Genomic DNA, 19,667 nt, shown 5'->3' on the forward strand with positions numbered 1-19,667 from the left:
TTTGTGCCCATTCCATGGGGAACTTTCAGGAAACCCGGCTAACCTAGAGGTACAACAATCCGCTGAAAGGGCGAACACGTGGCGACTAGCAACGGACAGAACAACGGGAACGGCAACGTCGAACCGGGCAGCCAGAGCGCGTCCGGGCAGGAACACCTGCCCCCGCGTCGCCCGTCGCATTCTGCGCATGCCTCCGGCTCATCGACGAAGGCCGCCACGGCCTCGCCGAGCGATAAGAAGAGTCCTAAGAAGAAGCGTTTCCGATGGGCCAAGCGCATCGGCTTCGGAATACTGACCATCTTCCTGGGTTTTTTCATCGTCGGCATGGCCGTGTTCCTGTACCTGTACAACACACTCAGTGTGCCTGCGCCGGCTGACCTGGCACTCGCGCAGAAGACGACCGTCTACTACGCGGACGGCACGACCGAGATGGGTAGCCTCGGCGAGATCAACAGGCAGATCGTCGACACGACCAAAATACCCGACTACGTGTCCAAGGCGATCGTCGCTTCCGAGGACCGCACGTTCTACACGAACTCCGGCGTTGACGTTAAGGGTATCCTCCGAGCGCTCGTCAATAATCTGCGGGGCGGAGCGCGGCAGGGCGCATCGACCCTCACCCAGCAGTACGTTGAGCGATACTTCGTCGGTAAGACCACGGATACCTACGGTGGCAAGCTCAAGGAATCCGTGCTCGCGCTCAAGATCAACCGTGAGAAGTCCAAGGACGAGGTCATTGGGGCCTACATGAACACGATCTACTTCGGTCGTGGTGCCTACGGCATCGACGCTGCCGCGCAGGCCTACTTCGGCCATGGTGCAGCCGACCTGACCCTGTCCGAGGCCGCGCTGATTGCCGCGGTCATTCCCGCGCCCTCCGCGTGGGACCCCGCCATCAGCCCCGGGAAGGCGAGGGAGCGCTGGGAGCGTGACCTGAACCTCATGTTGGAGGACGGCTGGATCACGCAGGCCCAGAGGGATGCGGCGGTCTTCCCCGAGACGATTGACCCCGACACGCTCAACAGCGAGTCCATGTCCGGCACTAACGGCTACCTGATGGCCCAGGTTAAGTCCGAGCTGCTGGCCTCCGGCCAGTTCGATGAGGACAAGATCAGCCAGGGCGGCCTGCGCATCACCTCCACGATCGTCAAGGACTACCAGGATCAGGCCGTCGAGGCCGCCGAGTCCATGAACCAGGTCCGCGGCTGGGACCCCAAGTACCAGCACGTCGCACTGTCCTCCATGGACCCGGCCACTGGTGAGATCTTCGCCGAGTACGCGGGTCCGGATTTCGAGGAGCGTCAGCAGAACGCGGTCACGCAGGACATCGCGATGGCGGGTTCGTCTTTCAAGCCCTTCGCCCTGCTGGCCAATGCGCGCCTGGGAGGCTCGGTGTACGACATCTATTCGGGTAAGTCACCGCAGTACTTCGAAGGCCTGGACACGGCCGTCACGAACGATGGTGGCTATTCCTTCGACAACGTGACGCTGGTGCGTGCAACCGAGTATTCGATGAATACGGCCTACGTGGCACTCAACGACGACGTGGGGCCTAAGAACACTCTCCAGGCTGCGGTCGACGCGGGTATTCCCGAGGATACGTTTGGCCTGACCGATGAACTTCTGAACGTCCTGGGGTCAGCGTCCCCGCACAACATCGACCTGGCGACCGCTTACTCGACGATCGCGAACGGCGGCGAGCGCGTCAGCGCACACATCGTCAAGAAGGTCGAGGATTCCCGCAACAAGCTGCTCTTCAGCGGCGACGTGGATCCAGTCCGCGTGTTCGATGTCGAAGAGGTGTCGTCCATCATGCCGGCCCTCGAGGCCGTCACGAAGGGCGACGGTACCGCGAACAATATCGACCCGGCGATTGATCGCCTGGTGACCGCCGGCAAGACCGGTACGTCCTCCGACCAGCTGTCCGCACAGTTCATTGGTTTCGTACCCGGCATGGTCACGGCCGTGTCCATGTACCAGTCGGATGAACTCGGTAACTCGGTGCCCCTGGACGACGTTGGTGGCCTCGACCATTTCCATGGCGGCGACTGGCCGGTGGACGTGTGGATCAAGTACATGAAGCCCGTGACGAAGAATCTGTCGGGCAGCGACTTCACCTGGAAGGTCGAGTCGAACCGCCCGGGTCAGAACTACTCGCCCATCCCGCTCCCCACCAGCACGATCGAGACCCCGCAGTCTTCGAACGAGCCTGAGAACAACCCGATTCAGTCGGGAGTTCCCTCCGATGAGCCGACCAGGGATTCCAACAACGGAAACGGAAACGGCAACGGGAACGGCAACGGGAACGGGAACGGGAACGGGAACGGGAACGGCAACGGCAACGGCAACGGCAACGGCAACGGCGGCAACGGCGGCGGCAACGGCGGCGGCAACGGCGGCGGTGGAAACCACGGTGGCGGCAACGGTGGAAACAACGGTGGCGGCAACGGTGGAAACAACGGTGGCGGCAACGGCGGAAACAACGGCGGCACTAACGGTGGCGGCAACGGTGGAAACAACGGCGGCGGCAACGGTGGAAACAACGGCGGCGCTAACGGTGGAAACAACGGCGGCGGCAACATTCGATGAGACTGCTACTGCCGCGTAGGTAGTCCCATAGTGCGGGTCCCGAGGAGTTCCTCGGGACCCGCACTCGTACCTGTCGGACGCCTGTGGGACGCTCCTGAGCGCCCCTCGTGAACCGCCGATGCCTCTACGGGTATCCGCATGCGTGTCAGGCGCTCAGCGTGTGTTCTGGGGCTACATTCGCGGATAGGAAACGACGGTGCGGATAGGTTACGAGCATGCGGATAGGCCGACAACCTATCCGCGAAGCCACAACCTATCCATGAGTGAACAACGTATCCGCATGAGTGTTCAACGGGACCCAGCATGCGAGTGCACGGCAATGCCGCCCGCCCCGCGCGCGACAAACAACGCAACAAACAAAGGGTTGGCCCCCGCTCGTTCGAGCGGGGGCCAACCCTTCAGTCATTCAACCGATGCGTGAAGCCTTCACTTCTTGGCGATGACGCGGACGCGCAGGTTCGCGGACACCTCGGCGTGCAGGCCGACGGTCACCGTGTAGTCGCCGGCAGCCTTGATGGGCGAGGCGATGATGACGCGACGACGGTCGATGGTCTGGCCCAGCTGCTCCTTGACCGCGTCGGCGATCGCAGCAGCGGAGATAGCGCCGAAGAGGCGGCCGGAGTTGCCGACCTTCGCGGTGATCTCAACGACACCGGCCTGCAGCGTGTCGCGCACGACGCGGGCGTCGTCGATCGTGGCGATCTCGTGACGGCGGCGGGCAGCGGCGATCTGGTCGATCTGCTTCTGGGCACCAGCGGTCCACTTGGTGGCGAAGCCACGGGGGACCAGGTAGTTGCGGGCGTAGCCAGCCTTGACCTCGACGACCTCGCCGGCGTGGCCGAGCTTCGGAACGTCGTGGGTGAGGATCAGTTTCGTGGTAGCCATATCAGCTGTGTCCTTCCCTTATCAGCGGCCGGTCGTGGAGTAGGGCAGCAGAGCCATCTCACGCGCGTTCTTGACGGCGCGAGCGATCTTGCGCTGCTCCTGCGTGGAAACACCGGTCACGCGGCGGGCGCGGATCTTGCCGCGGTCCGAGATGAACTTACGCAGCAGAGCGGTGTCCTTGTAGTCGATCTTCTCGATCTTGGCCGACTTCAGCGGGTTGGCCTTCTTCTTGATGGGCTTGTTGCGAAGTTGGGGCTTCGCCATGATGGTCTCCTAGTGAATCCGGGCGGGCAATCCCGCCCCAAGCGTTGTGTCTTCGACGTGGCGCTATCCGGCAACGGGGCCGGGGCGCGCGACTTTAGAACGGGGGCTCGTCACCGAAGGACGTGGAGCCGCCGGAAGGGGTGGTGCGCCACGGGTCCTCGGGGGAGCCGCCGGTCGGGGCGCCGTAGTTGGCGCCACCCTGGGCACCGTAGTTGGTGCCGCCCTGGCCGTATCCACCCTGCTGGCCACCGCCGTAACCGCCGCCTTGGGAGGCTGCCTGCTGGTAGCCGCCCTGCTGCTGGCCGCGGTTGTCGGACTGGTAGCCGCCGCCACCGGAGGGGGCGGTGCGGGTGACCTGCGCGCGTGCGCGGCGCAGGGAGGGGCCGACCTCGTCGACCTGCAGCTCAACGACCGTGCGACGTTCACCCTGCTGGGTGTCGTACGAGCGCTGGGTGAGGCGACCCTGAACGATGACGCGCATGCCCTTGCGCAGCGACTCGGCGACGTTCTCTGCGGTATCGCGCCACACGGAGCAGCGCATGAAGAGGGTGTCGCCGTCGCGCCACTCACCGGCGTTACGGTCGTAGGTTCGGGGGGTGGAGGCCACCGTGAAATCGGCGACCGCGGCACCGGACTGCGTCCACCGCAGTTCGGGGTCGGCGGTCAGGTTACCGATGACGGTAATGACGGTATCTCCGGCCATGTCGGCTCCTCGGGCTTAGGGGTGGTGTCGGCTCAGTGAGCGTCGGGGCGCAGGAGCTTCGTACGGAGAATGGTCTCGTCGATGCCCATGCGGCGGTTGATCTCGAGAGCGACCTCGGGGGTCGTGGTCATGTCGATGACGACGTAGATGCCCTCAGAACGCTTGAGGATTTCGTAAGCAAGGCGACGCTTGCCCCAGATGTCAACGTTCTCGACGGAGCCGCCATTGGCAGCCACGGGTGCCAGGTACTTCTCCATCGTGGGGGCGACGGTGCGCTCGTCGATCGAAGGATCGAGGATCACCATCAGTTCGTAGTTACGCACGTTGGTTCCCACCTCCTATGGTCTCTGCGGTCACGGACGGTCCGTGACAGGAGGGCGTTGCGTATGGCCCCTGGGAGGGGCCTGCTGGGCCGTCCACGGGTGCGGACAGTCCAGCTGCTTATTTTACACGGGCGGGTGCCTGTTCGCCAGGGCGTTTCCGGTCACGATTGGGTCCTCAGTACGAGGCCGTGGCCGCTCAAGCGGTGCCGCTGAGCGCGCCGATGCCTCGGTCGGGGACGAGGCCTGGGCCGCCTCCGCTGGACACCCGCAGCAGTGCGAATCGGGCGCGAGGGACGAAGCCCACCCAGGCCTCGTCGAAGATCAGAGTTCAGAGCGTGCGCGCCGCGTACCCGTTGGTGAAGGCCCGCATGCCTGTGTACACCGCGGAGTAGGCGAGCCAGACGAGCGCAAGGGCGAGCGCGGGGGAGCTGGCGAGTACGGAAGAATGGGCGATAAGCCACAGGACGGGCGCGTACACGGCGAGGTTGAGGAGGGAGGCTGCGGCCAGGTAACGCCCGTGGCCCGCCCCGATGAGGATACCGTCAAGGAGGAATACGTAGCCGGCGACGGGCTGGAAGAATGCACTGACGATGATCGCGGTGGTCGCGTAGTCGATGACTGTCAAGTCGGTTGTGAAGATGCGGCTCATCCACGGTGCGGTGAGGGCGAGCACCACGCCAACGACCGCGCCAAAGCCGAGCCCCCAGCGGCTCAGGGTGCGGAGGAGTGGCTGCATGGCGCCGCGCCGGCCCGTGCCCGACGCGAAGCCGGCCAGTGCTTGAGCGGCAATCGCGAGGGCATCGAGGACGTAGGCAGCGAAGCTCCACAGGGTCCACACGATCTGGTGCGCGGCCAGGGCCTGGGTGGAGATCGACGTGACGGCGCTCAGGGTCGCGAGGAGAGCGACGCGCAGCGCGATTGTTCGGATGAGGAGAGGGGTCCCCTCGGCGGCCGAGGCGAAAAGTCCGTACGTGGAGGGCTTGAGGCTCACACCCTCGCGGCGGGCGGATCGAGCGACGATCCCACCGAGAAAGAGCGCCATGAGCGTCTGCGTGAGCGCCGTACCCAGACCCGACCCGGCGACCCCCAGCCCGAGCGGGTACATGAGCACCCAGTTCGCCACCGCATTGAAGGCCGCGCCCACGGAGGCCGCAATCAGCGGAGTACGCGTGTCCTGGAACCCGCGCAGGGTACCCGTGGCCGCCAGGACGACGAACATGCCGATCAGGCCCGGCGCTGAAAAACGCAGGTAGGCCAGGGCGTGCGGCAAGGTCGCAGCGTCAGCACCTAGCCAGGTGAGCAGGGGAGAAGCAAAGACGGCCAGGAGGATCGCGGCAACCGCGCCGATGCCTCCAGCCAGCCACATGGCCTCGACCCCGGAGCGCAGCGCCAGGTCACGCCGACCCGCCCCCAGGTGACGCCCCGTCAGGGACGTCGTCGAATAGGCCAGGAAGATAAAAAGCCCAACCGCCGTGTTCAAGACGGTGGAAGCGACGCCGAGGCCCGCCAGCTGCGGCGTGCCCAGGTGACCGACCATCGTGGAGTCGATGATCGTGAACAGCGGCTCGGCGATGAGCGCGCCCAGCGACGGCAAGGCCAGCGCGAGGATCTTGCCCGTCGTGATCGTCGGCATCGACGAGGCCGGGGTGGCCTCATCCGGGTCACCCGACATCTGGTTCACCCAGTCACGATTACTGCTCATTACACGCTCCACTTCTTATCCACAACATGTGCACAGGCCTGTGGATAACTGTGCACATGGAAATTCTAGACGCCCCAATGAATCACAATGATGTGACTGTGATGAGCATATCTGCCCTGACAGGGCGGTCATTACTCTTTGTACACAGGGACAATCGGCGTTGCGCACAGGTTATCCACAATATGTGCACATGCCCGTGCACAGCGCCGGTCGCGCGATTGCCGACGACGCGTTAGTCTTCGCCTGACGGCTCTGTATCCACAGGCTCACCGGGCGCGAGCAACCCCGAGAACCCGGCCCAGGCCTCGTCACCGCACACCCACAGCCCCGAGAGGATCACGATGCCCGACGACCAGTTCGACCGCGTCCCCCCGCAGGACATCGACGCGGAGATGAGCGTCCTCGGGTCCATGATGCTGACGACCGAGGCCGCCAACGTCGTCTCCGAAATGCTGCGCGGCCAGGACTTCTACCAGCCCAGCCACGAGACCATCTTCGACACCATCGTCGAACTCAACGGCCGCGCAGAACCCGCCGACGCGATCACCGTCGCCGGCGAACTCAAGCGCGCAGGCGTCCTCTCAAAGGTGGGCGGCGCCGCCTACCTGCACACCCTCATCGCCTCCGTCCCCACCGCCGCCAACGCCGCCTACTACGCGCGCATCGTGCGCGAACGCGCCATCATGCGCCGCCTCGTCACCGCGGGCACGCGCGTCGTCCAGCTCGGCTACGCGGACGCCGGCGGCGACGTCGACGAAATCGTCGACCAGGCCCAGGCCGAGGTCTACGCCGTCTCCGACGGACGCGAAACCAGCGACTACGTATCCATGAACCAGATGAGCTCAGACGTCCTCAACACGCTCGAAGACATCGAGAAGAACAAAGGCAAACTCAACGGCGTACCCACAGGCTTCACCGACCTCGACGAACTCACCCAGGGCCTGCACGGCGGCCAAATGATCATCGTCGCCGCCCGACCCGCCATGGGCAAGTCCACGCTCGCCCTGGACTTCTGCCGCTCCGCCTCCATGAAGCACGGCATCACCTCGCTGATCTTCTCACTGGAAATGAGCTCGCAGGAAATCGCAATGCGAATGCTCTCCGCCGAATCCGGCGTGCGCTTATCCAAGATGCAGGCCGGCAAGATGAGCGACGTCGACTGGCGCAAGGTCGCCGAAACCACCTCACGCATGAGCGAAGCCCCCCTATTCGTCGACGACTCCGCGAACATCACCATCTCCGAAATCCGCTCGAAGTGCCGCCGCCTCAAGCAACAGGAAAACCTCGGCCTCGTCGTCATCGACTACCTCCAGCTCATGACAAGCGGCCGCCAAGTCGAGTCGCGCCAGCAGGAAGTCTCCGCGATGTCGCGAAACCTCAAGCTCCTGGCCAAGGACCTCGACATCCCAGTCATCGCAGTCTCACAGCTGAACCGAAACTCCGAGGGCCGCACCGACCGCAAACCCATGATGAGCGACCTGCGTGAATCCGGCTCACTCGAACAGGACGCCGACATCATTATCCTGCTGCACCGCCCCGACTACTACAACAAGGAAGACCGCCCCGGCGAAGCCGACATCATCGTCGCCAAGCACCGCGCGGGCGCGACCGCGACCGTCATCGCCCTCTTCCAGGGCGACATGGCGCGCTTCGTCAACTACACGGGACGCCCAGAACCCGGCGTCGGCGGAGAGTAAGGGGCGGCTTGCCCGCTTGCTGGATCGGGCTGTTTGGTGTGCTCCGCCGGTGTTCCGGGCGCCTTCGGGCCCGGCCGCCTGATCTCCGACCGCCGCGGGGCCTGCCCGCCCGCTCGCCGTCCGCGCCGCGAGCTTCGCTCGGCGCGTCGTCTCGAAGCCCGGCCAGGCCCTGCAGGCCCCGCGGCGGTCTCCAATCGGGCGGTACTTGGTGTGCATGTACTTGGCCTGGCCCTGCTGCCACCCACGGGCATCGCAGCCCTGTCCTCCGGCGCCCTCCACACCAGTGGGACCAGGCACTGAAGGCCGCGCGGAGGCCTCCAATCGGGCGGTACTTGGTGCCGCCGGGTGGTCCGCCCAGGCGTTGCCTCAGTCTCGGTGCGCCGCGCGCGCCAGGCGCTTAGCTCGTACGGAAGAGAGCAGCCAGTCGGCGCTCAGGCACGCCAGCGCCACCCACACGACGCCCATCGCGATCCAACGGAACGTCGGCACGGTCTCGTGGAAGATGAACACGGCGACGAGGAGCTGCAGGGTAGGTCCCAGGTACTGTAGGAAACCCATCGTCCCCAGAGTCAGGCCTCGCGCCGCCGAAGCAAACATGATGAGCGGGATCATCGTCAGCGCACCCGCGCCCACCAGGAGGGCCAGGTGAAGGGGCCAGGACACCCCGGCCTCGTCGGAAGAAGCGATCACGTGGAAGGACGTGGCGGACGTGGCCGCCAGATACGCGTAGTAGCCGAGCAAGAAGGGGGAGACTGCCGCCGTCTCGATCACCATGCCCGCCAGTGGATCAACCCGCCCGGCGACATTCTTTTTCACGAGTGAGTACAGGCCAAACGTGAGGGCAAGTGTGAGCGAGACGATCGGAATCGCGCGCTGGCCGACAACGAGGATGACGACGGCGACGACACCCAGCGCGAGAGCGATCTTTTGGATTGGGGTGACCCGCTCGCGCAGCACAATCAGGCCCAGGGCTATCGTCACCAGCGGGTTGATGAAGTAACCGATCGCCGCGTCCGTCGTGTGCCCCGAGAGGACCGCGTACACGTACACCGACCAGTTGACGACGACGAGCGCGCCCGCGACCGCCAGGCGCCACAGGGCTCCCCGGTCGGCGATTAGTGCGCGCACCTTCCCCAGCGACCTCGTCACAGCGAGCGCAACAAGGCAGAAAAACAGGCCCCACACCGCCCTGTGGACGATCACCTCGACGGCGCCGGCGGGGGAGAGCAGCGAAAAGTACAGGGGAAAGAAACCCCAGATGATATAGACGGCGACGCCGAGGGCGAGTGCGCGCGGTTCGTTCTTCTGGGTGCTCATGCACCCAGTGTATGAACATCGTGTGGGCAGCGGCCCCTGACGGGACGGTCGTGGTCACCTGATGAGAATGCGTGACCACCTGCATGATCGATGGAGGTCAGGGAGGCCTCGTCGATGCCGAGGACCACGCTCAGGGCCTCCAGGTAGCGTTCCTGCTGGCTCTCCTCACCCGCCCGGCGCGCGAGCACAGTCGGGTTGTGGATAAGGCGCGCGGCCAGGTGGCGTAGTGCTCGGGCCGCGTCCTCGGTCGAGAGGGGAGCATCGCCAAGGCGGTCGATCTCCTCCTCGACGATGCGGAAGACGCGCGAGCGAAGGTGCCGCACGACGGGGTCCATGGAGCGGGCACCCAAGCCGCGCTCGAAGGAGGAGACCTCCTCGTCGATGATGGCGCGGGCGCGCGTCAGCGCGTCGGCATCCGCGGCCGGGACTGACGCCTGGATGGTCGGCAGGTCGATAAGCCTCACGTTCGGCAGTGAGGAGACAGAGCTTTCCGCGTCACGCATGAGCGCGAGGTCCAGGACCACGGTGCGCCCGGAAACCGTGGCCATGTCGCGGGTCAGGACGGGGCTTCCAAGTCCCCGGCAGGTCACCACCAGGTCGGAGCGCTTGAGAGCGGCGGGAAGGCTTGCGGACTCGACCCAGCCGATGCCTCGTCCCTGGGCGAATTCGCGGGCACGCCCCGAGGTCGAGTAGACGGACACGTCGGATGCGCCGAGCGCGTGCAGGGCGCTGACGGTCGCCCCCGCGTAGGCACCCGTGCCGACGATGAGCACGCGGGTGTCCTCCCACGGCCCCAGGTGAGCTGCCGCCATGTCCAAGCCGACGGCGACGACCGAGCGTCCCGCCCCCGCCAGTCCGGTCTCGGTGGCGACGCGGCGCGAGGTGGCCGACGCCCGCTCAGCGGCACGTCCCAGGTCGCAGCTCAGGGTCCCATCCTCCCAGGCAGTGCGCGCGGCTCGGCGCATCTGCCCGGCGATCTCGCGCTCGCCGATGACCATGGACTCCAGCCCGGATGCCGTCGCGAAAAGATCGACGAGGCCGTCGTGGCCCCACAGGTGACGCAGCTGCACGTCCTCGCGCGGGGTGTGCGAGGCCTGGGCGAGTTCGCGCTCCACCGCGTCCTTGAGTGCGTGGGGGTCGGCCTGGGTCGGGGCGTCGACGTAGATGGTGACGCGGTTACACGTGCGCAGGACCATGACTCCGCGCACCTGCGCCAGCGAGCGCATGAGCGTGGGGCCGAGGTCGGTCGCGCCGGAGAGTCGGGCGATATCGTCAAGGGGGGCGTAACGGTGGTCCGCGGAAAGCACATGAATAGTCACAACGCGTCCATTTAAAGGCACGCGGTTCGTGACAGCAGCTCCGAGAGGCGATTTATGTTGGTGACGCCCTGTCATTTTACAAATATGTCTCAATAAATGGCTATCTTGCGCGGATAAATCGGTTTCAAGGCCTGTCATTCCGCGCTTTTGTGGCGTATGAGAAATTGTCTTGAACTAGACTGGAAAACAACGGAAATGCGCGAATTAACGCATGAAAACATCATTAAATTAAGGGAGACACATGACGACGCCTCCGCTGCTGCGCGCCCTGACCGGGCAACGCGGGTCCACGCCCGTGTGGTTCATGCGTCAGGCTGGACGCTCCCTGCCGGAGTACCGCCAGCTGCGCGCCGACGTCGGCCTGCCCATGCTCGAGGCCTGCTTGCGCCCCGACGTGGTCGCCGAGGCGACGGTGCAGCCCGTGCGACGCCACGGCGTGGATGCGGGCATTTTCTTTTCGGACATCATGGTCCCCCTGCGCCTGGCCGGTGTGGGCGTCGAGATTGAGCCGGGTGTGGGCCCGGTCCTCGATCATCCCTATCGCACGCGCGAGAGCATCGACGAACTACTGAGTCATCGCTACGGCGAGGGGTCTTGGACCGACTCCGCTGGGCGCGCGCGAGACTGCGCCGAGGGCGCCCAGTGCGTGCGCGATGGTGTCGCGACGGCGGTGCGCGAGCTGGGATCCACGCCGCTCATCGGATTCGGTGGTGCCCCCTTCACTCTGGCCGCGTACATGGTTGAGGGGCGTCCTTCCCGCGATCACATGGCCGCGCGGGCTCTTGCCGCATCCGACCCGGGCGCGTGGGACGCGCTCATGAGCTGGTGCGCGCGCGTGAGCGCCGACTTCATCACCTCTCAGATCGAGGTCGGGGCCAGTGCTGCGCAGCTCTTCGACTCGTGGGTGGGGTCCATCTCGCCTCGTACCTATCGCGAGTCCGTCGCACCGTACTCGCGCATGGTCGTGCAGCGCGTCGCCGGTGCCGTCAGTCCCGTGACCGGCGAGCGCGCCCCGCTCATCCACTTCGGGACGGGCAGCGCCCCGATCCTGGCCGACATGGCCGAGGTTGGCGCGAACTGCGTGGGTGTCGACTGGAAGACGGACCTGTCGTGGGCCATTGCCCAGGTGCCCGGAAAGGTCGTGCAGGGAAACTTGGACCCTGCTCTTTTGCAGGCCCCGTGGCCTGTTATCGAACAGGCTGTTCGAGATATTCTCGACGCGGGGCGCTCCGCCCCCGGTCACGTCTTTAACCTCGGGCACGGCGTGCCGCCCACGACCGACCCCGACGTTCTGACGCGCATCGTCGAGCTGGTCCACGACCTGGGAGGCTCCCGATGAACCCCCTGGAAGCTATTCCCGCCCACCCCGGCGTGGTCGTCGTCGGCGGAGGCATCGCCGGCCTCGTGAGTGCGTGGGAACTGGCCCGCGCGGGCGTGCGCCCCCTCCTGATCGAGGCGCGCGGCTATTTGGGTGGCCTCATCGCCCGAGGCACGGTCGGCGACGTGGATGTGGACCTCGGCGCGGAAACGTACGTGGTACGCGGCACCGACACCTCGTCGATCGTGGAGGCCCTGGGGCTGACCTCGGTCGAACCTGCCGGCTCGGGTGCCCGCCTGTACGCCCCTGCCCTGCGCGGCGGCTGGGAGCTGCGCCCCTTCCTGCGCGACTCGTTCCTCGGTATCCCGGCCCACCCGGACGCACCCGACTGCGCCCGCGTGCTCGGCGAGGCCGGGGTGCGCCGGGCGCTGAAGGATCAGTCGATGGGCGGCGGCGTCGGCATGGACGAGGCCGGGGATACCCTGGCCGGTTTCGTGACCGCGCGCATGGGGCAGGCCGTGCTGGAGCGCTCGGTGCGTCCCATCGTCGCGGGCATCTACACCGCTGACCCCACCATGCTGGCGACCGACACGGTCGCGCCCGGGCTGCGCGCGGAGACTGCCCGTCACGGGTCCCTGGCCGCTGCGGTCGCCGCGCGCCTGGCCGCCGCGGGATCGCGCCGCACCCCCGAAGCCTGCGTCGAAGGAGGCATGTTCGTCTTCGTTGACGCGCTGCGGGCCGCCATCGAGGAGGCCGGGGGAACAGTCCTGACTCGCACGGGTGCGTTTGCGATGGCTCGCGAGGCCTCGGGATGGGTCCTCGAGTGCGGGCCGACCAAGCCCGGGCCGACTCCCGGAGCCGAACCCGTGCCGGCCGGCCCGGGCGTGAGCGTTACGACGCAGCGCCTCGTCCTCGCCTGTAGTGCCAGCGCCGCCCTGCGCCTGGTGACCGAGGCGCGCATCCCAGGCCTCGTGCCCGATGTGAGCGTTCCCGAGGGAGCGCCCATCGCGCGCCTCACCCTGGCTGTACGCGCCCCCGAGCTGGATGACGCGCCCGTCTCCCAGGGCCTCCTGGTCGCGCCCGCCCCCGCCGACGAGCGGCCCGTGGCGGCCAAGGCCCTGTCCCACCTCAATGTCAAGTGGCCGTGGCTTGCCGACCAGTGTGCGCCCCACACTCACCTGTTGCGCCTGTCCTACGGGCGCCTCGGCGAGGCCGAACCCGACGTCACCGTCGAAGGCGCGTTGCGCGACATCCGTGCGCTCACCGGCGTGGCCATCGCCCCGGAGGCCGTCACCGATTACCTGCTCGCCCGCTGGAACGGCACGCTCCCACCCCTGCCTCCCGAGTATCGCGGCCGCGTCGCCGCGCTTGACGAACAGGTGCGGTCCCTGGGCGGCGTGGCGCTCACGGGTGCCTGGGTTGCCGGAACCGGCATCGCATCCGTCGTCACCCACGCCCGCGCGGGCGCGAAAGGACTGCTATGACCACGCGGACATTCCTTCTGGGAACCAGGGGTTCGCGCCTGGCGCTTGCCCAATCCACCACCGTTGCGCGGGCAATCGAGGAGGTTGGGGCTCGCCTCGGCGAGGACGTGCGCGTCGGGCTGGAGGTCGTGCGCACGCACGGCGACGTCTCCGCGGCACCTCTAGCCGCGCTCGGCGGCGTCGGTGTCTTCGCGGCGCAGCTGCGGCTTGCCCTCCTCCAGGGGGAGTGTGACCTGGCCGTCCACTCCTTCAAGGACCTGCCCACTGCCCCCACGCCGGGGCTGCGCATCGCGGCCGTCCCGCAGCGTGAAGACCCCCGCGACGCCCTGTGCGCTGCCGATGGGGCGACCCTGGCGTCCCTGCCGGAGGGCGCGCTCGTCGGCACGGGATCGCCCAGGCGCGCCGCCCAGGTGCTCGCCGCGCGCCCCGACCTGCGCGTGTGCGACCTGCGCGGCAACGTTCCCACGCGGCTCTCGCGCGTGCGCGGCATCGACCTGGGCGCCGATGCGGGCACCGCGCCCTCCGCACTCGGCACGGGTGATCGCCTCGACGCGGTCGTCCTCGCCCTCTCCGGGCTGCGGCGCATCGGCCTCGACGCTTACGCCACCGACGTGCTCGACCCCACCGTCATGATGCCCGCCCCCTCACAGGGCGCCCTCGCTATCGAAACGCGCGACGAGCCGGACCCGCTCCTGCGCACCCTCCTGGACTCCCTCAACCACCGGCCGGCCGCCCTCGCGGCCAGCGCCGAGCGCGCTGTTTTGTCCTCCCTCGGAGCGGGGTGTGCAGCACCCGTGGGCGCCTTCGCCCGCGTGGACGAGGCCTCCTCGGCCCTCCTGCTCGACGCGCGCGTGATGAGCGTCGACGGGTGCGAGCGGGTCGAGGCGAGCGGCGCGTTAGCGCTCACGGGCACGGTTGGTCGCGGCGAGGCTGCGCCTGGCGAGGCCACCCTGGGCGAGGCGGCCCGGCTCGGAGCCGACGTGGCGCGCCAGCTGCTCCAGCGAGGTGCCGCCGAGGTCACCGACCTGGGGGCGACGAAAGCGCCGAGGCAACCATTGTGAACGAACCCTTCGTGAGAGCGCCCCTGAGCGGGCGGCGAATCCTCCTGACCCGAGTCAAACCCGATGACGCCATCGCGCGCGCCCTGCGCCTTGCCGGGGCGCGGGTGGATGCTCTCGCCCTCACCGTGTCGACGCCGCTGGACTCCGCGCAGCTCGACGCGGCCCGTGACCGCCTTGTCGACGGGGAGTACGCGTGGGTCGTATTCTCCTCCTGGAGGTCCGCGCGTGCCGTTGCGGACGCCCTTCCACGGGCGCGCTCGCTCGGCACACGCCTCGCCGCCGTCGGAGAGGTCACGGCCCGATGGATCAGCGACCACGCGGGAGTCAGCGCCGACCTGACCGGTGGCGGGTCTGCCGCCGAACTGCTTCAGTACTTCCCAGCCCCGGACTCTGGCGCGCGCCCGATCCTCATCCCCCGGTCGGCGCTCGCCCCCGATACGCTGCCGGAAGGGCTACGCGCCCTCGGTTGGAGCGTCGAGGCCGTCGACGCCTACACCACTCTCCCCGCGGGCGCCGGTGATATTGACGCAGATATCGCGGAGAATTTCCGCGCGGGGTACTACGACGGCGCGGTGCTCACTGCATCCTCCCAGGCGCGCGCCCTCCCCCCGCTCCTCGGCCTGCCGCCCCCCTCAACCCGGGTTGTGACCATCGGCGCGCCCACCGCCGCCACCGCCAGGCGTCAGGGGATCGCGGTCGCAGCCCAGGCCTCGTCCCCCACACCCGAAGCCATCGTCTGCGCCCTCGTCGACGCCCTCACCCGCCCCGCCCAAGCCGACGCACCTGAAGAAAGAAACTCATGACTACCGTCCCCGAATCCGTTACCTCCTACCTCGCCGAGGCCGGGGTGGACTGCGCCCCGATCCCGACGATCCGCCCGCGCCGCCTGCGTTCGACCCCCGCGATGCGTGCCCTCGTGCGCGAAACCTACGTTGACCCGGCCAAGCTCATCTGGCCCGTCTTCGTGCGCGACGACATCGACGAACCCCGCGAGATCGCGGCCATGCCCGGCCAGTATCAGCACACGATCGACTCGCTGCGCCGGGCCGCCGCCGAGGCCGCTGAAGCCGGCGTGGGCGCCATCGACCTGTTCGGCGTACCCGCCCACCGCGACGCGATCGGCTCCCAGGCGTGGGCGGAGGACGGGATCCTCAACCGTGGCCTCGCCGCCGTGCGCGCGGAGGTCGGAGACGCCCTGGTCGTGTGCGCGGACACCTGCCTGGATGAGTTCACCGATCACGGGCACTGCGGCCTCCTCGATGCCGAAGGCGGCGTCGACAACGACGCGACCCTACCGCTCTACCAGGCGATGGCGATTTCCCAGGCGCGCGCGGGTGCACACATGGTGTCGCCCTCGGGCATGATGGACGGCCAGGTTGCCGCGATCCGCGCCGCCCTCGACCAGGCGGGACACGCGGACGTCGCCGTCCTCGCCTACTCCGCGAAGTACGCGTCCGCCTACTTCGGGCCCTTCCGCGAGGCCGTCGGATCCACGCTCAAGGGCGACCGACGCACCTACCAGCAGGACCCCGCCAACCGACGTGAAGGCCTCTTCGAGGCGCTGCTCGACGCGGCCGAGGGCGCCGACATGCTCATGGTCAAGCCCGCCGGACCCTACCTGGACGTGCTGGCCGACGTGGCCGCTGCCTCCGATATTCCCGTCGCCGCCTACCAGGTGTCCGGCGAGTACTCGATGGTTGAGGCCGCCGCCGCCAACGGGTGGATCGACCGCACGCGCGTCATCGACGAATCCCTCACCGGCATTTTCCGCGCGGGTGCGGATTCTGTCCTCACCTACTGGGCCCTCGAGGTCGCCCGCCGGGTCCGCTGAGCGCGCATCCCCGTGCTCCTGTTTCCTCTTACTCCTGATGGAGGTAGCTATGACCACTAACGAAACCGCATTCTCCCAAGCAAAATCCGTGATTCCCGGCGGCGTTGACTCGCCCGTGCGCGCCTTCGGCGGTGTTGGCGGCACCCCGCGCTTCATCGCAAGCGCGAGCGGCGCGCGCGTCACCGACGTTGAGGGACGCTCCTACGTGGACCTGGTCGGGTCGTGGGGCCCGGCGTTGCTCGGCCACGCGCACCCCGAGGTGGTCGCCGCCGTCCAGGAGGCCGCCTCGCGCGGCCTGTCTTTCGGTGCCCCCACCGAAACTGAGACGCTGCTGGCCGCCGCCGTGCGCGAGCGCGTGCCCTTCGCGCAGCGCGTCCGCTTCGTGTCGACGGGCACCGAGGCGACGATGACGGCGATCCGCCTGGCGCGCGGTGCCACGGGGCGCGACCTCATCGTGAAATTCGCCGGCAATTACCACGGTCATTCCGACGGCCTGCTCGCCGCCGCCGGCTCGGGCGTCGCCACCGGCGGCCTGCCCGGTTCCGCGGGCGTCCCCGAGGCCATCACCGCGCAGACGATCGTCCTGCCCTACAACGACGTTGATGCCCTGCGCGCGTGCTTCGAGCAGGCGGGTGAAAGTATCGCCGCCGTCATCTTCGAGGGTGCCCCCGCCAACATGGGCACGGTCCCTCCCCACCCCGGGTGGAACCGCGAGATTCGCCGCCTGTGCACCGCGCACGGTGCGCTCATGATCCTCGACGAGGTCCTCACCGGCTTCCGCGTCGACCCCGCCGGCTGGTGGGGCCTCGAGGCCGTGGCCGGGTGGGTCGATGGCGCGCCCGCGGGCGGCTACGGCGCTGGTTTCGTCGACGCCTCCTCCGTTGAGCGTGCCGACTGGGTGCCCGACCTCGTGACCTTCGGCAAGGTTGTGGGCGGCGGCATGCCCCTGGCCGCCGTTGCCGGACGCGCGGACGTCATGGACCTGCTGGCCCCCCTGGGCCCCGTCTACCAGGCTGGCACGCTGTCGGGCAATCCCCTGGCCACGGCCGCTGGCCTGCGCACCCTCGAACTGGCCGATCAGAGCGTGTACGACCGCGTCAACGCCTCGGCGCAGGAAATCAGCATGATCGTGTCGGACGCGCTCAGCGCTGCCGGTGTCGCCCACCGCGTCCAGTGCACGGGGTCCCTGTTCTCCGTCATGTTTGGCGAGGCCGCGGCTGCCTCGGGCGTGTACGACTACGACCAGGCGCGCGCCCAGGAGGCGTGGCGTTACGCTCCCTTCTTCCACTCCTTCCTGTCCTCGGGCGTGGCCCTGCCGCCCTCGGTGTACGAGGTGTGGTTCGTGTCCGGCGCTCACGGGGAGGCGGAGCTGGAGGCCATCGCCGCTGCAGCTCCGGCCGCCGCGCAGGCTGCCGCTGCGGCTCAGCCCGAGTAGCCAACCGCGCCGCGGCGTCTGTGCCGTGGATGGGCGAGGGGGCGGGAACCCTGTCGGATTCCCGCCCCCTCGCGCGCGTGCAAACGTCAGTTGAAACTCTTCATGAAGTTCCACGCGATGACAAGCATCGCGCCGACCGGCTTGTTGGTCGTTGCCATGTCGCGCATTTCGTCAGCCGAGACGTCGGAACCATAGCCGAAGGAGCTGCTCATGCCATCGACGGCCTGGTTGACCGCGTCATCAGTCGCTTCCAGCAGGTTCAGGTTGCCCGCAGTTCGAATGAAGGACACGTGCCAGCCGGTCTTGTCCTTCACCGTGAACACACCGAGGCACTCGGGGTTGACCAGACCCTCCGTGAAGCGAACAGTCAGGTTCTGAGACTGGCTGCTCGTGTTCTTGTTGGACGAGCCGTAGCTGGAGCTGAAATCGGGGAAACTGACGGTAACCGTGTCGTTGTTGAAATCGACCTTGTAGTCGCCGTCGAAGGTGATGGACGTCGTACCGAAGCCGACGATCGCGCCGTCGGTGACCGTCGTGGAGGTCAGACCCCAGTGCACCTGAATACCTGCGCCGATGTTCGTGTCCGAGCCGGAGCCAGCGCCTCCGTAGACCGCGGCAATGCGGCGCTCGGGCAGGTCAAGGTAGCGGTAGAAGTCCTTGTCACCCATGCGAGCGCCGTTACGCAGGGCGTCAACCAGGCCAGAGACGGCCTCCTCGGCGGAGGAAGCCCCCTTCACATCGGTGAAGTCAGCGTCGTAGTTGGGACGGATGGAGCTGGTCGGGTACATCTGTTCGGCCATCGTCATCGCCGGGGAGATGTACCACTTGCCATTTTCCTTCACGGACACGATCGTCAGCGTGTCCAGATCGAGCTGACCCAGGATGTTGCCACTAAACGTGGATTCCTTCGAGAGCGAGGACTTCATGTCGTCGAGCATCGAGGATTCGTTTGCCGTGAGCTTCTCGCCCTTGGCCTTCTCGTAGTTCTGACGAATCTTATCGACGAGTTCCGGCTTGATGGTGACCTCGCCTTCCCACTTCGTGATCGTGATGAGGCTCAGGTTCTCCGACTTCTCGTCGACCGTATACTCGATGGTGGACTTGCTGAGGTCGATCTGGCCGATGTAGTCGGCCAAAGTCTCGGGACTCACCAGCTTCGACCAGTCGGCCTTGCCGTTGGCCTTGTAATCCTTCTGCCAGGTCGTTGCTGCCTTCAACTCCGAGGGCGACAGGGCCGTGGCCAGCGACGTCAGTTTATTGGAGCCGAACGCCGAATTAATGGAGTTGGCCAGCGCGTTGGGGCTGGCGAAACCGCCAGACGCGGAGAGCGAGCGGGTGAGGGCGAACGCGCCGCCGCCAATGATGACCAGGACTGCGGCAACGATCACGGCGATCAACGCCGTCGCCTTGTTGTTCTTCTTGCGGGGAGCCTGGGGCATCTGGCCGGGCATCTGGCCGTTGAAACCCGTCTGCTGGGGCATCTGACCCTGGAATTGCTGACTGGGCTGGGGAACTTGGCCCTGGAACTGGCCGGTGTTCCCTGGATGACCGAACTGGCCGCCGTAGTGAGGGTTTGACATTGTTGACACCTTTCGCAGACAGGAAGTTAACTGGCTCTTCGCATTTTGGGGTGTGGGGGGTGGTGTTGGCATGGGGTCGGGGCCTGCCCGATGATTGAGGTTGCGACACTTCAAACGCTGGGAGGCCCCGACATGGGTAATGGTACCTTTTCTGCTCTG

General features: G+C 67.1%; 16 protein-coding genes. 8 read left to right on the top strand and 8 right to left on the bottom strand.

Annotation, left to right across the window (positions count from 1 at the left end):
- Positions 1 to 78 precede the first annotated feature (78 nt).
- On the top strand, positions 79 to 2,589 hold the full coding sequence (locus tag QZ149_RS03360; protein WP_291449874.1) for a transglycosylase domain-containing protein: 2,511 nt from the start codon (positions 79 to 81) through the stop codon (positions 2,587 to 2,589).
- A 426-nt stretch (positions 2,590 to 3,015) separates the two neighbouring features.
- Here QZ149_RS03360 and rplI read toward each other — a convergent pair whose 3' ends face one another.
- From rplI to QZ149_RS03385, 5 genes are all read right to left on the bottom strand, one after another.
- Positions 3,016 to 3,474, bottom strand: a complete 459-nt coding sequence (gene rplI, locus QZ149_RS03365; protein ID WP_291449875.1) for a 50S ribosomal protein L9 — start codon at positions 3,472 to 3,474, stop codon at positions 3,016 to 3,018.
- 21 nt (positions 3,475 to 3,495) lie between these two features.
- Positions 3,496 to 3,738 (bottom strand): 30S ribosomal protein S18, encoded by a 243-nt coding sequence (gene rpsR / locus QZ149_RS03370; protein ID WP_003791435.1) that lies wholly within the window; start codon positions 3,736 to 3,738, stop codon positions 3,496 to 3,498.
- 94 nt (positions 3,739 to 3,832) lie between these two features.
- Complete coding sequence (locus tag QZ149_RS03375; RefSeq protein WP_291449876.1) at positions 3,833 to 4,441, bottom strand: single-stranded DNA-binding protein; 609 nt, start codon at positions 4,439 to 4,441, stop codon at positions 3,833 to 3,835.
- Positions 4,442 to 4,473: 32 nt separating this feature from the next.
- On the bottom strand, positions 4,474 to 4,764 hold the full coding sequence (gene rpsF / locus QZ149_RS03380; protein ID WP_291449877.1) for a 30S ribosomal protein S6: 291 nt from the start codon (positions 4,762 to 4,764) through the stop codon (positions 4,474 to 4,476).
- Positions 4,765 to 5,092: 328 nt separating this feature from the next.
- Positions 5,093 to 6,466, bottom strand: coding sequence for an MATE family efflux transporter (locus tag QZ149_RS03385; protein WP_291449878.1), 1,374 nt, complete (start codon positions 6,464 to 6,466; stop codon positions 5,093 to 5,095).
- A 341-nt stretch (positions 6,467 to 6,807) separates the two neighbouring features.
- Between QZ149_RS03385 and dnaB the strand changes: the two genes are divergently transcribed.
- Positions 6,808 to 8,163, top strand: coding sequence for a replicative DNA helicase (gene dnaB / locus QZ149_RS03390; protein WP_291449879.1), 1,356 nt, complete (start codon positions 6,808 to 6,810; stop codon positions 8,161 to 8,163).
- Positions 8,164 to 8,529: 366 nt separating this feature from the next.
- On the opposite strand, the gene rarD is transcribed toward dnaB, so the two are convergent.
- Positions 8,530 to 9,480: an EamA family transporter RarD gene (gene rarD / locus QZ149_RS03395; RefSeq protein WP_291449880.1), complete on the bottom strand. Its 951-nt coding sequence runs from the start codon at positions 9,478 to 9,480 to the stop codon at positions 8,530 to 8,532.
- Positions 9,477 to 10,799, bottom strand: a complete 1,323-nt coding sequence (locus QZ149_RS03400) for a glutamyl-tRNA reductase (protein ID WP_291449881.1) — start codon at positions 10,797 to 10,799, stop codon at positions 9,477 to 9,479. Before QZ149_RS03400 ends, rarD begins: the two co-directional genes overlap by 4 nt.
- Before the next feature lie 241 nt (positions 10,800 to 11,040).
- Here QZ149_RS03400 and hemE point away from each other — a divergent pair, with 241 nt between their 5' ends.
- Genes hemE through QZ149_RS03430 form a run of 6 tightly spaced genes read left to right on the top strand, consistent with a single transcriptional unit; the run spans position 11,041 to position 17,928 of the window.
- Positions 11,041 to 12,138: a uroporphyrinogen decarboxylase gene (gene hemE, locus QZ149_RS03405; protein WP_291449882.1), complete on the top strand. Its 1,098-nt coding sequence runs from the start codon at positions 11,041 to 11,043 to the stop codon at positions 12,136 to 12,138.
- Positions 12,135 to 13,601, top strand: coding sequence for an NAD(P)-binding protein (locus QZ149_RS03410; RefSeq protein ID WP_291449883.1), 1,467 nt, complete (start codon positions 12,135 to 12,137; stop codon positions 13,599 to 13,601). The genes hemE and QZ149_RS03410 overlap by 4 nt, the downstream gene beginning before the upstream one ends.
- Positions 13,598 to 14,662, top strand: coding sequence for a hydroxymethylbilane synthase (hemC, locus tag QZ149_RS03415; protein WP_291449884.1), 1,065 nt, complete (start codon positions 13,598 to 13,600; stop codon positions 14,660 to 14,662). The genes QZ149_RS03410 and hemC overlap by 4 nt, the downstream gene beginning before the upstream one ends.
- Before the next feature lie 11 nt (positions 14,663 to 14,673).
- Positions 14,674 to 15,465, top strand: coding sequence for a uroporphyrinogen-III synthase (locus QZ149_RS03420; protein ID WP_291449885.1), 792 nt, complete (start codon positions 14,674 to 14,676; stop codon positions 15,463 to 15,465).
- On the top strand, positions 15,462 to 16,493 hold the full coding sequence (gene hemB, locus QZ149_RS03425) for a porphobilinogen synthase (protein ID WP_291449886.1): 1,032 nt from the start codon (positions 15,462 to 15,464) through the stop codon (positions 16,491 to 16,493). Before QZ149_RS03420 ends, hemB begins: the two co-directional genes overlap by 4 nt.
- A gap of 49 nt (positions 16,494 to 16,542) precedes the next feature.
- Positions 16,543 to 17,928: a glutamate-1-semialdehyde 2,1-aminomutase gene (locus QZ149_RS03430; RefSeq protein WP_291449887.1), complete on the top strand. Its 1,386-nt coding sequence runs from the start codon at positions 16,543 to 16,545 to the stop codon at positions 17,926 to 17,928.
- An 86-nt stretch (positions 17,929 to 18,014) separates the two neighbouring features.
- On the opposite strand, the gene QZ149_RS03435 is transcribed toward QZ149_RS03430, so the two are convergent.
- Positions 18,015 to 19,508, bottom strand: a complete 1,494-nt coding sequence (locus QZ149_RS03435; RefSeq protein WP_291449888.1) for a hypothetical protein — start codon at positions 19,506 to 19,508, stop codon at positions 18,015 to 18,017.
- Positions 19,509 to 19,667: the final 159 nt, after the last annotated feature.

This window comes from Actinomyces sp. ICM47 (assembly GCF_905369875.1).
GTDB lineage: Bacteria > Actinomycetota > Actinomycetes > Actinomycetales > Actinomycetaceae > Pauljensenia.

What these genes read in the sequence shown, in the direction of transcription:
- rplI (WP_291449875.1), bottom strand. Translation starts at nt 3,474, where the DNA reads ATGGCTACCACGAAACTGATCCTCACCCACGACGTTCCGAAGCTCGGC.
- rpsR (WP_003791435.1), bottom strand. Translation starts at nt 3,738, where the DNA reads ATGGCGAAGCCCCAACTTCGCAACAAGCCCATCAAGAAGAAGGCCAAC.
- QZ149_RS03375 (WP_291449876.1), bottom strand. Translation starts at nt 4,441, where the DNA reads ATGGCCGGAGATACCGTCATTACCGTCATCGGTAACCTGACCGCCGAC.
- QZ149_RS03385 (WP_291449878.1), bottom strand. Translation starts at nt 6,466, where the DNA reads ATGAGCAGTAATCGTGACTGGGTGAACCAGATGTCGGGTGACCCGGAT.
- dnaB (WP_291449879.1), top strand. Translation starts at nt 6,808, where the DNA reads ATGCCCGACGACCAGTTCGACCGCGTCCCCCCGCAGGACATCGACGCG.
- rarD (WP_291449880.1), bottom strand. Translation starts at nt 9,480, where the DNA reads ATGAGCACCCAGAAGAACGAACCGCGCGCACTCGCCCTCGGCGTCGCC.
- hemE (WP_291449882.1), top strand. Translation starts at nt 11,041, where the DNA reads ATGACGACGCCTCCGCTGCTGCGCGCCCTGACCGGGCAACGCGGGTCC.
- QZ149_RS03410 (WP_291449883.1), top strand. Translation starts at nt 12,135, where the DNA reads ATGAACCCCCTGGAAGCTATTCCCGCCCACCCCGGCGTGGTCGTCGTC.
- hemC (WP_291449884.1), top strand. Translation starts at nt 13,598, where the DNA reads ATGACCACGCGGACATTCCTTCTGGGAACCAGGGGTTCGCGCCTGGCG.
- hemB (WP_291449886.1), top strand. Translation starts at nt 15,462, where the DNA reads ATGACTACCGTCCCCGAATCCGTTACCTCCTACCTCGCCGAGGCCGGG.
- QZ149_RS03430 (WP_291449887.1), top strand. Translation starts at nt 16,543, where the DNA reads ATGACCACTAACGAAACCGCATTCTCCCAAGCAAAATCCGTGATTCCC.
- QZ149_RS03435 (WP_291449888.1), bottom strand. Translation starts at nt 19,508, where the DNA reads ATGTCAAACCCTCACTACGGCGGCCAGTTCGGTCATCCAGGGAACACC.